The 13,453-nt window shown below is 55.2% G+C and carries 8 protein-coding genes; 2 read left to right on the forward strand and 6 right to left on the reverse strand.

The window, feature by feature from the left end; translation table 11 throughout:
* Window positions 1-43: 43 nt before the first annotated feature.
* The gene (locus C4S74_RS17785; RefSeq protein WP_103996638.1) at window positions 44-1,663 is read right to left on the reverse strand and encodes an alpha-glucosidase; all 1,620 of its coding nucleotides are present in this window, start codon (window positions 1,661-1,663) and stop codon (window positions 44-46) included.
* Window positions 1,664-2,237: 574 nt separating this feature from the next.
* Between C4S74_RS17785 and C4S74_RS17790 the strand changes: the two genes are divergently transcribed.
* Window positions 2,238-3,815 (forward strand): M4 family metallopeptidase, encoded by a 1,578-nt coding sequence (locus tag C4S74_RS17790; protein ID WP_103996639.1) that lies wholly within the window; start codon window positions 2,238-2,240, stop codon window positions 3,813-3,815.
* A 199-nt stretch (window positions 3,816-4,014) separates the two neighbouring features.
* Here the strand turns inward: C4S74_RS17790 and C4S74_RS17795 are convergent, their stop codons facing one another.
* From C4S74_RS17795 to C4S74_RS17805, 3 genes are all read right to left on the reverse strand, one after another.
* Window positions 4,015-4,386: a DUF898 family protein gene (locus tag C4S74_RS17795; RefSeq protein ID WP_103996640.1), complete on the reverse strand. Its 372-nt coding sequence runs from the start codon at window positions 4,384-4,386 to the stop codon at window positions 4,015-4,017.
* 41 nt (window positions 4,387-4,427) lie between these two features.
* Window positions 4,428-5,168 carry a hypothetical protein gene (locus tag C4S74_RS17800; RefSeq protein ID WP_103996641.1) on the reverse strand — a complete coding sequence of 247 codons (741 nt, stop codon included), beginning with the start codon at window positions 5,166-5,168 and terminating at the stop codon, window positions 4,428-4,430.
* Between the two features lie 311 nt (window positions 5,169-5,479).
* Window positions 5,480-10,930 (reverse strand): glycerophosphodiester phosphodiesterase family protein, encoded by a 5,451-nt coding sequence (locus C4S74_RS17805; RefSeq protein WP_258042521.1) that lies wholly within the window; start codon window positions 10,928-10,930, stop codon window positions 5,480-5,482.
* Window positions 10,931-11,325: 395 nt separating this feature from the next.
* Here C4S74_RS17805 and C4S74_RS17810 point away from each other — a divergent pair, with 395 nt between their 5' ends.
* Window positions 11,326-11,721, forward strand: coding sequence for a DUF4395 domain-containing protein (locus C4S74_RS17810; RefSeq protein WP_258042522.1), 396 nt, complete (start codon window positions 11,326-11,328; stop codon window positions 11,719-11,721).
* A gap of 197 nt (window positions 11,722-11,918) precedes the next feature.
* Here the strand turns inward: C4S74_RS17810 and C4S74_RS17815 are convergent, their stop codons facing one another.
* A complete protein-coding gene (locus C4S74_RS17815; protein ID WP_103996644.1) occupies window positions 11,919-12,407 on the reverse strand; it encodes a DinB family protein in 489 nt (162 codons plus the stop codon).
* Between the two features lie 64 nt (window positions 12,408-12,471).
* A complete protein-coding gene (locus C4S74_RS17820) occupies window positions 12,472-13,341 on the reverse strand; it encodes a helix-turn-helix domain-containing protein (RefSeq protein WP_103996645.1) in 870 nt (289 codons plus the stop codon).
* Between the last annotated feature and the right edge of the window lie 112 nt (window positions 13,342-13,453).

Consider the following 13,453-nt stretch of genomic DNA (forward strand, 5'->3'; position numbering starts at 1 on the left):
GCGAAAGCTCGGCGGAACGGCCGCCCTCGCCGTATTTATCCCGCTAACTCTTCACCCGGTAAATCCGGGCCTCGTACGGCTTCAGGTTCCATGAAGAACCGGCCGGACTTTTCACCTCGTAATTCGCAAGAATCAGCTCTTTTTCCGCTGAGGCTATGGATTCCGGCAGCATACAAACCGTACTCCCATCCGAAATATTGAGCAGAGTCAGCCATTTCTCACCGTCCAACACGCGCAGGAACGCGTAAATCCGCTCATCCTCTTCAAGCAGAGGCTCGTAGGTCCCGTAAATCATCACCGGGTTTGCCTTGCGGAGTCGGATCAGCTTCTGATACGTGTAGAAAACCGAATCCGGATCGGCAAGCGCCTGCTCCACATTGATCTCCCGGAAATTCGGATTCACCTTAATCCAGGGGGTGCCGTCCGTAAACCCGCCGTTGGCCGAACCGTCCCACTGTACGGGAGTGCGGGAATTGTCCCGGGCCAGGTGCAGCAGGCTCTCGAAAACTTCCTGCGGATCGCGGCCTTTTTCCACTTCTTCCTTGTACTTGTTCTTTAACGCGATATCGTTATAATCCCCGATCGAATCGAACCGTACCCCGGTCATGCCGATTTCTTCCCCCTGGTAGACGTATGGCATTCCCGGAAGGGTGTGAAGCAGCACGGCAAAGCATTTGGCCGATTGCACGCGGTACTCCTTGTCGCTGCCGAACCGGGTTACAAGCCGGGTATGGTCGTGGTTGTTCAGGAACTGGGAATTCCAGCCCCGGCCCCACATGCCGTCGTACCACCTTTTCTGAATACTTTTGAACTTGTCCATCTCCCAGTGAGCCATGTAGTCGCAAACCTCGAAATGGAACAAGGTATTCAGCTCGCCGCGGTCTTCGCCTACATAAAGCAGCCCGTCCTCCGGCGTGACGAACGGGATTTCCCCGACGGTAAAAATGTCGTAATGTTTCAGAACCCGCTCATGCATTTCCTGCAAATAATCGTGTATCCCCGGGTTATTTCCCAGATACGAAATATTCTCCGGATGCTCCGCATCGGGAAAACCGGCCTGCTTCGCGAGCAGATTAATGACGTCCATCCGGAAGCCGTCGATGCCTTTATCGAGCCAGAAGCGCATCATATCGTAAATTTCTTCGCGCACCTGAGGATTTTCCCAGTTTAGATCCGGCTGCTCCGTTGCGAAGGAGTGAAAATAATATTCCTGCGTCCGTTCGTCATATTCCCAGGCTGAAGGCGTAAAGTACGATCTCCAGTTGTTCGCTTCCTCGCGCCAGATATAATAATCCCGTTTGGGGTTATCTTTGGACGAGCGGGATTCCGTGAACCAGGGATGCTGATCGGATGTGTGGTTGACCACCAGATCCATAATCAGCTTCATGCCCCGGCCGTGAACTTCACTGAGCAGCTTCTCGAACGTCTCCATGGTGCCGGCCTTGGCCATCACGGTCCGGTAATCCGATATATCGTATCCGTTATCGACATCCGGCGATCCGTAAATCGGATTCAGCCAGATCACATCCGCGCCGAGCTCTTTTATATAATCCAGTTTGCGGATAACGCCTTCCAAATCCCCGTATCCGTCTCCGTCCGTATCGTAAAAACTTCTCCAGTACACCTGATAGACAACCGCTTCTTTCCACCATGTTTTTTGCATGCGCTTACACTCCTCGCTGTTAAGATCGGTATCCAAATCTACTAATTCGGCACAGGGGCGCTTCTCCCCTTTAAAAGCCGCCCCCGCCAGGCCCCCTGTTCAACACGACAGCGCCCGGTTTTTTCCGGGTTTATCCTAAAAAAATATATTTGTTCCGTAAAGCGTGACAGACAAGTGAACGACACTGTCAATATTATACCCTCGGTCAATAACCTGTGGTTAATTCCCATTCCCTCCTCTTGGACCTTTCTCCCTCTAAGCGGTTCTTCATTGCTTGGAATTGCTAAAATTAGTTAAATTTTATAAAAAATGTTTGACAGAGCTGTGAACACATTCTATACTACAGATATTAAAACAACTTTTCCTACCTGAATACTTGTATATCTAATTTGTCGTTCTTTCCTCGTCCCGCCGTTTTTTTTAACGGCCGCTTTTTCGACCCACTTGGAAAGGGGTGATGCCAATCGGTTTGCAAGGCTGTTTGCAAGGCCTCAGCTCAGATCAACCGGCTATCGCGTTTTACCCGGGACGCCGCACAGCGGACGTCAACCATTTCCTAGGAGGGATTGTATTTATGAAAAAGAAGCTGACATCGCTTGTACTCGGAGGAGCACTCCTGATCGTATCCGCTCTGCCTGCAGGTGCGGCAACCGCCGAGGTTGCGACGCCGAAATCCGTCACCCCCAAATTCATCGGGGAAACGTGGAAAGCGCCGGCCGGACTTTCAAACGAAGATAAAGTGTGGGGATTCCTCGATCATAAGAAAGAGGCTCTGAGCCTGAGCGGAAGCGTAAAGGAAAATCTTAAAATCGTTAACAAACAGAACGACGCCGCAAGCGGCACGAGTCACTACCGCCTGAAGCAGTATATCAAAGGAATTCCGGTATACGGAGCGGAGCAGACGGTGCATCTGGATAAGAACGGCAACGTGTCTTCTTATCTCGGAAGCGTGCTGGCGGACTCGGAGCAGGAAGTGGCCAACGGCGTTAAAGCCAAAATCAGCGCTTCCGATGCGATTAAAACCGCTATTGCGGACACCGAGAAAGCCGTGGGCAAGCTCGGCCAGCAGCAGAAGCCGGCACAGGCGGAGCTGACGATTTATCCGCTGGAAGGCAAGAACGTGCTCACCTATGCGACAGAGGTGAACGTACTGGAGCCGTCCCCGATCCGTACCCGTTACTTTATCGATGCCGTTGACGGCTCTATCGTGAAGAAGTACGACCTCCTTGACCGCGCCGTAGGCACGGGAACAGGCGTACTGGGCGATACGAAGCAGTTCATCACGACCCAGAGCGGCTCAACTTTCCAGCTGAAGGATACCACGCGCGGCAACGGCATTGAAACATACAGCGCCAACAACGGTTCCTCTCTGCCTGGGGTACTTAAAACAAGCACCAACAACAGCAACTGGACCGACCGGGCGGCCGTAGACGCTCACGCTTACGCGGAGAAAGTTTACGACTTCTACAAAACGAAGTTCGGACGGAACAGCCTGGACGGCAACGGCAAGCTTATCAAATCAACTGTCCACTACGGACAAAACTATAACAACGCCTTCTGGAACGGCGTACAGATCGTGTATGGAGACGGCGACGGCGTCAACTTCCTGCCCTTCTCCGGCGATCCGGATATCATCGGTCACGAGCTGACGCACGCCGTAACCGAATATACGGCCGGCCTGGAGTATTACGGCGAATCCGGCGCCCTGAACGAATCGATTTCCGATATTTTCGGAAATACGATCCAGAACACCAACTGGCTGCTCGGCGACGATATTTACACGCCCGGCAAGGCTGGCGACGCGATCCGCTCCCTCTCCAATCCGGAGCAGTTCAACCAGCCTAACCACTACAGCAAACGTTATACGGGCACTTCCGATAACGGAGGCGTTCACACGAACAGCGGCATCAACAACAAAGCGTTCTACCTGATCGCGCAAGGCGGCACTCATTATAACGTTTCCGTAACGGGCATCGGCCGGGACAAAGCCATCAAGATTTACTACCACGCCCTGACCAACTACCTGTCTCCATACTCCAACTTCTCCAACATCCGTGCGGCTGCCGTACAATCGGCGGTAGACCTGTACGGAGCCGGCTCCGCCGAAGCCGTATCCGTAGGCAATGCCTACACCGCGGTCGGCGTGAATTAACCGCGACCCGGTAAGGAGATCAGCGGGCGGCTTAGCCCCAAAGTTTAGTCCGGCGGCAGCATTTCCGTAAAGTCTGCGTCTGCCGCACGCCGGTCATAAGAAAACCGCAGTCCTCCATCCGGAGACGACTGCGGTTTCTTTTGATGATGACGGAACCTGCCCTGCACCGGTCAGACACCGCCCGGCGGACTTGTCCTTTTTAACGGAAATAGGTGTGTCTGGTTTTCCACTGCTCCAGCTTGATGCCCGCCCAGAAGAAATAAATGCCCAGCGTCACAAGGCCGAGCAGGAACCACTTGATCCATGAACCGAAAAGCCCCACTGCCGTTCCTTCGAAACGAAGCCGGCGGCCCTCGATAACCGTATGCTCGATCTTCCAGCGGTAAATAATGACGAGGCTCCACGGGTAACAAATACCGGCCGTAATGCCCGTGATGATGGCTCCGAGCAAATACAGGCCGATGAGTTCCAGCAACCCTCCGTCAAAATAAGATTCGCCGCCCTGCGGCCTCCGGTTGGAATCGAAATCGAAATCCTTCGGGAGCGTTACGTTGATCGTCGTATTGGACATGTCTTTAGCGATCTTCCCTTCTTATTCAGCTTAAAAAGGTTTTATTTGCCGGACTTCCATTTATCCATCTCGGCCTTGGGAACTTCACCCGCAGGAACTTCTCCGATATAAGCTGTAGACGATGGGCCGTAATAGTTAACCGGCAGCTCAAGAATATCGCAGGCGGCTCTCATCGGAACATACGTCGTTCCGTCATACAGAAACGTACTTGCGGCAATGCGTTCCCCGTGCACCTTCACCTGCACACGATCCAGATAAACGTCTATCATTCCGCTGCCCGGCAAGAGCGTTCCGGCTGCCCCATCCGCGCTCTCTTCCTGGCTCTGCTTCTCCCACTCGTCGATAACCTCATCGGGTACTTCACCGGCGGGGAGCTGGCCGATATAGGCGGTCTGGGTCTCCCCGTAGTAATTCACGTCCAATTCGAGCAAATCAGCCAGATCCCGTATGGGCAGATAGGTAGTCCCGTCATACAAAATATTGGGCGCCACGAAAGCCTGGCCGTTCACCTTGATGTTCATCCGGTTAAACTGGACATCCAGCCGGGCCTGTACGGCATCCCCTCCGGTTTCCTCCGCTCCGCTTTCTTCTCCGGAACAAACGGGCGTATCCGGAAAATCTTCACAAAAATTTTGACATAACTGATCCCCCGGATCTTCCTCGCAAATTTCGATATAAGCGCTGTGGGGCAGAAGATAATCTCTTGCCATTGCCGCACCCGAAAAGCTTGCCACGGCCATCATTAAAAGAAGCGCCGCCAGAAAAGACGTTTTTTTCAGCAAATTAAATCCTCCTTTTCCATCTAAGCTGCCTTCATTATAAAAGGCAGTCACTCAATATTAGGCATATACTCCTATATTTATCGGCTTTTCCGGCAATGTTTGTGAGTCATTCGACCTAATTTATTTAAATGTATTTTTATTATAAAAATAGGAAGAATCAATACTTTACCCCTCATGCGGTGTGACAAGCCATGTACAAGGGGCTTTCCCATGCAAAATTCTCTGCACGCAAAGTTCTTAACACGCAAAAAAACCTGCGCAGAAGTTCTGCGCAGGTTTTGAAACCGGGTGCTTCCGCTTGCGTCCTTGCGTCAGTTGATAAAGCCTGCGGTGACAAGGAACCGCCGCAGCATGGCCGCGGACTGAGCGCGGGTCGCTTCGCCTTCCGGCGCCAGCGTGCCGTCTGTCATGCCGTTCATGAGACCGGCATGAACCGCTGCGGCTACTTCCGCCTGCGCCCAGCCGATCTTGCCCGAATCGGTATACCGGGCAAGAATCTCTTCCCGCTGCGGCTCCGTGAGCGCCGCAGCGGATGCCGCGCCCGCATAAGGCAGGGCGCGGACGAGCATGGCCGCCTGCTCCTCGCGGGTGATCGGGCGCTGAGGACGGAACGAGCCGTCCTCATAGCCGCCGATCAGACCCGCTGCCGCCGCGGCGGCCACATCCCCGGCGAACCAGTCGGCGGAGCCGACGTCGCCGAAGGCTGCCGGCCCGGCCGCTTGAGGCAGGCCGAGCGCCCGGACGAGCAGCGCCGCGAATTCGGCGCGCGTAATGCCGCGTTCGGCGTCGAATCGGCCGCCGCCGCTGCCTTCCACGACGAGCTTCGCCGCGAGCAGCTCGACATCGGCCTGCGCCCAGTGGCCGGTCATGTCGGCGAAGACGGGCGCGCCGCTTACGACCGCGTAGAAGCCGCTGCCGCTGCGCTTGAACGTCACGGCCGTCTTCGCCGTGCCCGCCGGTGCGAAGAGGGACGGCGCGAATGAGAATTTCTTCTCATTCGGGTAAACGCGCACGCCTGTCGCTCTCTTCGCGTCGAATGTCCCGTCCAGGATCAGCTCCAGCTGCCCTTTTGTCTCCAGCGCCGCAGAGCCACCGGACTGGGCTTTCGCCGCGATTTCCAGCTGCACCGGCGTTCCCCCGGACTGGAGACCTGCCGCTTTCACGGCCGTTCCGATCGCGGCCGCATCACTGTCCCCCGCATAGCGGAGGGTGTAGCGGACCGTCATCCCGCGGGCCTCGCCTCCCAGCCTGCGTGCCGCCTCGTCCAGCTTCAAATCCCGGAGCTGGACGGTGTATTTGCCGACCGGACCCGAGATAACGAGTGTCCGATTGCCTGGAGAGGCGTCCATCAGAGCGGACGCCGGGATTTCGACCGTATCGCCCGTGTAGGCGATCTCTACGGTCGGGTGAGTTTTGAGCGCTTCCCGCAGGGCGGAAGCGTCTACGGCACCTCCGGATGCCGTCACCTTGCCGGCTCCGTTGTTTCCGTTATTACCACCGTTGTTTCCGTTATTTCCGTTGTTGCCATTATTATTTCCACCGTTATTTCCATTGTTGCCGTTGTTGCCGTTGTTTCCTCCGCTTCCATTATCTCCGCCGCCGTTGCCTCCATCACTGCCTCCGCCTTTTACTTCGACAGTTACCGGCTGGGTGTAGAGATCGTACTTGTTAGCGGCATCGATAGAAGCCGTGTACCGCAGAAGAGCATGGGCTTTCCCCGCTTTTTTGGCTGTGATTTGGCTGCCGCTTACGTCTACGACATCCTGACCGTCCAGCAGGACGATATCCGGTGCGGCGTTCGTCTTCGTTCCTCTGTAGGACTCCACTTCCAGGGAAAGCGTTGCTTTTTCGCCCGGAGACAGGCTGTACGCGCTCTTTCCGGGTTTAACCGAAGCAGCCCAATCCGCGGACCAGGATGCATAATCGGTCGTAATGCCGAAGGCGCCCAACCCGAAAAACTTAATAAAATCGTTCTTGTTGTTGAACGTCCACGGAGAAATGATTACGCCCCGGTGTTTGGCGGCTTCCATGAAGTTTTTACCGAGTCCGCCGTAGCTCGTGTTGAATGTCGCGTTCAAAGGCTGAAGCACCTTGAGCGTTTCTCTCAACGATTTGTTGACATTAGCCTCGTTGGCATAGCCGCTTGTCAGCAGTCCCGAAGGCATTTCGGGCATCAGCTCGGCAAGCCGCTTCAGCTGATTCGTGTCGAAGGACATCGCATCGACGAGGTCTTCGGCTTTCTTTTCCTTGATGATTCTTACAAAAGCATCGACCGCCGCGGGCGTACTCGTTTTGATTTCGGCCATTACCATGCGGCCCTTGGATCTGGCCAGGTCGATCTGTTCATCGAGTGTCGGTATTTTTACATCGGGATACCCGTTCGGGAAAGGTTTGTTCGCGTTAAGTTTTTTGAGCTCGGCGAGGGTAAAGTCTTCGACTCTTCCTTTTCCGTTCGTCGTGTTTTCCAAGACGGAATCATGAACGATTACAAGCTCGCCGTCTTTGGTCAGGTACATGTCGTTTTCGATAAAATCGGCTCCATACTCTATAGAAAGCGCGTTGCTTTCGATCGTATTCTCCGGAGCTTCGGATGGAATGCCCCGATGGCCGATAATGTACGGCTTCCGAATCAGAGTCGTTCCGTTGGAATACAGCTTCAGCGCTCCGACAGCCGCTTCCGGCGCATCCGTAACGATCCCGTTCGCTCCGCCCGTAATCAACGTGTGCAGGGACACGGTTTTGTCCTTTTGGGAAGATTGATCCTGCGCCCACACCACCAAAGCCCGCTGCTGGAGATAAGCCATATTCTCACGCGTAGCCGCTTTTCCGGACAGGAGCGCGATTTTGGCCAGATTCACGGTCGTTTGCCGGCGGATTTCCATCAGCTCTTCGCTGGTATCCGCTTTAGCCTGACGGAAGTCCAGAATGCCGCGGATAATCGGGTAAGCCTGACGCGCTTTCTTAACCAGCCCGCCTTTGTCGGACACGATGAACGCGTCCTCGATACCTCTCGCTTTGAGCGCCTCGACAAGCTTGTCGGTGCTCGCCTCATCCCGGACATAGAAGGCCGGAATCACTTTGTTGTTCAGCGCTGCCAAGATGTCGTCCAGGCTGCCGATTTCAGCGCCTCCTGGAGCGGTGATTTTCAGATTGCCGTTCACATACAGCATAGCCGTCGCGGGAAGAGAAGTTCCCTGCAGCTTAACCAGGTCGGCGGAGGATTGGAGCTCCATGACCACGGTAGGGGCCAGGGAAATCTTCGTTTCCGGCTCCACCACCTGCACGAAGCGCTCGGAAGGCAGCGGAGGAAGCGCATCCTGCTGGAGGGTGACGCGGATATTGTCCACCTTCATGCGGCTTCCGTTCGCCTGAAAGCCGATGCGGCCCTTCTTGTAAGCGCCCGCGTTATCGGTATCGACGAGAAGCTTGTCGCCGATCCATTCCTGTACGCGCTCGTTGTAGGCTTTTACCGTGTAACGGTACATTTTTGCGGAATCGATCGCTTCGGTGTAAGAACCCCGGTCCATCACATTCCATTCGTTAGCGGGTGTCCGTTCCGCGAATTCAACCCCGTTGACGGCAGCCGCGTTTTGCCGCACCGCCATCTGATAATAAGGGATGTTGTCATTTTGGATACGGAACATGATCGAATTCCACCGTGCCGCATCATTAGCGGACAAATGCGTGATATCCGCTTCGATTTTGTAATTGCCGAACAGTCCCAGATACTCGGGGAGCAGCACGCGGGAAGGGTTGTCCGGAGCGGCGGAAGCGTTCATTTCGAATGCGCCCGATTTGACTGCTGCCGCAGAAGCGGTCGTTCCTTCTTTGCGTGTCCAATCCTTAGGAAGCGTGCCTTCGGCCGCTTGATCGAAGTTTTCCTCGTAGAGGGTATATTCCTTTTCCCCCGGATTTTTGGCGATGACCATTAAGGTGAGCGACGCGTTATCCTTCTGAACCGTAACCGGATAGGCGCCTTTTGTGTTCACCTGCAGAGTACCGCCGGAGACGGAGATCTCTTGACCGGCCGGTTTCCAGAGAAGCTCTCCGCCTTTCAGCGTGCCTTTGGAGAAGTCGCTGAATTCAGCCTGGAAACTCACCGTGCTGAGGTCCAGCTTCGCGCCGGTATCCGTCAGCACATAGCCTTCCGCATGCTGCAGCTTGACGGCTTGGGCGCCCGTCGCCGATGGAGTGACGGTGATTTCACGCGCCGCTTCCGCGTTGGCGTAGACCGCTTTTACGGCCGCTTTGCCCGCTTTTACCGGATAGAGCTGGTTATTCACGATTTTGACGACCGATTCGTCGGACGAATAGAGACGAATCGCGCCGGGCGCCGGAACTTCCGTCAGCCCGTCCGAATAATACACGCTGCCCGTAACGGTTGCGGGGCCCGTCAAAGCTTCCAGCGTGCCCGGTATCGTCACGTCCAGCCGTTCGGCCGTTACCCGCGTCACCTTCAGGTTGTCGAACGAAACCTTGCTCTGATCGGCCTGAAAGCCGACTTTTCCTTTTTCCAGAAGATTGGAAGAAAAGTTCTGATCCATGAGAAGCGTAAAATCCGCCTCGTCCTTGGCTTTGATATATTCTTTGACGTTGTTTCCGACTGCGCGGACTTTCAACGTATACTCCTTGTCGAGCTCCAGCGGTTTCCACATGCCGCTTACGGGCGTAGGCGAAGCCCAGTTGTTATTGGGCATCCGGTAAGCCAGCTCGAATGTCCCGTTGCGGCGGACCGCCATCTGGTTGTACGGGTTTTTCCCGTCGGCCGCTCCCCGGAACATGAGAGCCGCCCATCTGGCGTCGTTCAGCACGCCTTCAAACCTCACGTCGGCTTCGACGGTGTAGTCGTCCCACTGGACAGGCGCGGAGATACGGGCCTGCTTCCCGGAAGCTTTGCCGTCGAAGTTCATGCGGCCGTTCCCGTATGTATCCTGAACGACGGTAAAGGGATCGCTGCCCGCGTTCACATCGGAAATCCAGCCGGCCGGAGTTTGCCCCGGCGCGTAGCCGTCGAAATTATCCTGCAGGAGCACGGGGTCGATTAGAGCGGAAACCGGATTCTCGTCTTTCAGGTTGAGAATTCCGTAACCGGCCGTGTCGTTCCAGAACGATTTGGAGTTAAACGCGCTCCAGTAGCTCGTCCGCTGCTTGCTCGTATCGGCTTCGTAACGGTCCGTTACGCCGATTTCAAAGCCGAGCTGCTTTTGCAGGCCCGCGTCGAAACGGAGCATCTCCCACGGAATCGCGGTTTCCAGCGTCCAGCCGTCCTGACCGGCCGCGATTGCCCTCAAGATTTTCTTCTCGTCTTTGCCGCTGTGATTGCCCAGGGCCGCTCCGAAATGAAACTCCGGCGTCGAGCCGGGCCGGTACACGAAGCCCGCCTGCATATCGTCGGCTGCGAAAGGCGCCGACTGGTGAAGAGTCGGATCGAAGAAGAAATTGACAGCGTCCTGCTCGAACCAGTACCCCGTTCCGCCCGGGAACAGCGTGTCGTCCTCGGCTTTCACGCCGATATACAAATACTTGTTATCCCACAGCATTCCGAACCGGGCGTTTTTAAACGTGCCTTCGCCTGTCCGGACATTCATCGTTTCGCTGACGTTCCAGAGCGATTCGTCAATCCTGCCGTCGATTACAGGCGGAGTCAGCGTCTTGCGGACATCCAGCTCCTTCCTCCCCGGGTCGGCAGCGTGCGCCGCCCCGTCGAACAGGCCAAGCGGAGCCGTACCGCACAGTAAAGCGGCGGTTAGAACCAGGCTCAAAAACCGGGAAAATCTCCTCATTTCGTATCCATTCCTTTCGGATGAGATATCCGGATCGGTTCCGGACGCCAAGGAGAGAACAACAAAAAAACCCTCTATCCATCAAACCGAAAATGCCGAAGCAAGACATTTATCGTTTGTGCATAAAGGGTTTTCTCCTGGACTCTTACCCTTGGATATTCAGTTGTTCCTGCATGTCCCTTACTCTACCAGTACTATGTCAGCGCTGCGTTAAGTATGCTTGAAGATTTTGTAAGGGTATGGATGGAAACGGCGGGAACGTATTTGCACCGAAGGAATGGAAAGGATTGCGGATTGACTTCTTAAAACCTATCGGTTAAGTTGGTTATAAATCTTTGACAACCCGTGAGGTGATCTTCTTGAAGGAAATCCCTATGTCCCATATCAAAGCGAATCAGGCCGGCATCGTCCTGTTCGTGGCGCTTACCTTCGCTGCCCGTCAGCCTTGGCTGCTCGGTTTGCTCCTAGCCGTCCAGCTCGCGGGTCTGCTGTTCCGGTGGAACTTGTTCGTGCAGCTGGCCAAACCCTTCCTGGGGACGGACGGCGAAACCCAGGCGGCGGAGCTTCAGCGCTTCAATAACGTGCTCGCCGTGCTGTTCCTCCTTCTGTCCGTTCTCTCGTTCTCCGTCGGCTGGACGGCTGCGGGCTACGTATTTGCCGGCATGCTGCTCGCGGCAGCCGGCACCGCTCTGCTCGGCTACTGCATCGGCTGCACGCTTTACTTCCAGTACAAGCAGTTTCTCGTGAGAAGACGTCTGAAGCGCTCCTGATACCAGTTTCAGCCTTCAATCCACGCGCGGAATTTCGCACGTCTGTTCGATATTTAACCTGGCTTTAGCCCGCCACCTCCTCAAAAGAAAGAACCCGCCGGTCAACCGGCGGGTTCCGCAAAAACGCAGTCATCCTTCCGTCGGTATAGCTCCCGGAAGGAAAACAGGAAGGAGCGCGGCTCCTTCCTGTTTTTATTTTAAGCGTACAGCATAAAGAAGTTCAGCTCATGGCCGTTCTGCTTCAAATAATTGTACAGCTGCGAACGGTGGTGAAAAAGATGCGTTACGATTTCGATCAGCCATTTGATTTGCGGCATGCCGTGCTCCAGATAGAAGGCTTTCGTCTCTTTGTTCAAAAGCTCTTCCTCGCTCAGTGAAACCATATAAGCTTTCAGGGTATCGAAGTGGGTCCGCAGCCGCTCCGCCAGCTGTTCCGGGTCCGTAATGTCCTGCGCGCCGTTCTCGACAAGTTCAACCTCCGGCTGCGATTTTTCCTGCAGAATGGCCAGATCCGAAGCCGGGATGGCGACAATATGATGAACGAGCTGAAGAAGCGTCCGCATGTTATCCCCCGGGGTGAACGCCCACTCCTCCGGTCCGATCCGCCTGATCAGCGTCTCGCTTGTCCGGACAGACAGCTCAAGCTCGTCCAGAAGATGGTCCCTGATTTGCATAACTCCGTTCATAGATAGCCTCATCCTTTCTCAATTTCCATCGAAGACAGATATCAGTATAACCAAACACGGCCCTTTACCGATTGGATAAATCGGACATGCCCCGGTATTCGGCTGCCGCCTGCATCGGGGAAGCTCCGTAAAATCTTTTGAACTCCCGGATCATATGCGCCTGATCGAAAAACCCCCGCTCTGCAGCCACAGCCGCCCAATTGCTGACGGAACCCGCCTGAATGTCTCTAAGGAGCGTTTGGAACCGCACGACTTCGGCAAACTTTTTGGGGCTGAGGCCCACCCATTGCCGGAAAGAGCGGTGAAGCTGCCTCGTGCTGATGGTCTCGGACCGCGCCAGCTCGCTTACGGTTGCCTCACCGCCTGTAATAAAGACGCGGTACAGCACATTTTTCAACCGGGCGTCCCCGTACGTCTCCTTGTTAACCAGCTGCCGCAGCAGGCACGCTTCGACCGCTCCGATTCTGTCCCGGAAAGACCGGGCTTCCCGCACGCGTTCCCCGGTTTCCGCCCCGATAACCGGACCGATCAGCTCTGCCGCAACCGCCCGATCGTGAAATTCGGACACCGCCGTCTTCAAGAACGGATACGCCCCGCCGGGCATAAAACGGATTCCGAAATTTCTCACGGGCGTTCCCTCCGCGTAGGAAATGGTAAAAGCCTGCTGGAAAGTGCCGCAGTATCTAACATTCCATTCACCCGAGGCCAGATTCTCCGTAAATATGATATCCGTACAACCGTCGGGAAGAACCCGGTCCACCGTGTCCGGCTGAAAGAGCGGATGCCTCTCCCCGGCTCCGCGCGGTTCGGACTGCCAGTAACAGCATACGTACGGCTTGAGAGCGGGGGACGGCGCTTTTTCCGCATATATATAGGAAGAAATTCTTCCGTTCGCCTGAACGGGCCGGAATAAGTCGTGCAGTTTCGCATCCATCTTCCCCCAGAAGCCTCCTCGTCCTTTTTCCTCTATCTCCCACTATAAGCCCGCAGCAAAAGCCGAGCAAGGCTCATTTTAAAGGCAAATTCCAGCCCTTTTACCATCAAAA

It is taken from the genome of Paenibacillus sp. UNC499MF (assembly GCF_900107975.1).
Classification (GTDB): Bacteria; Bacillota; Bacilli; order Paenibacillales; family NBRC-103111; genus Paenibacillus_F.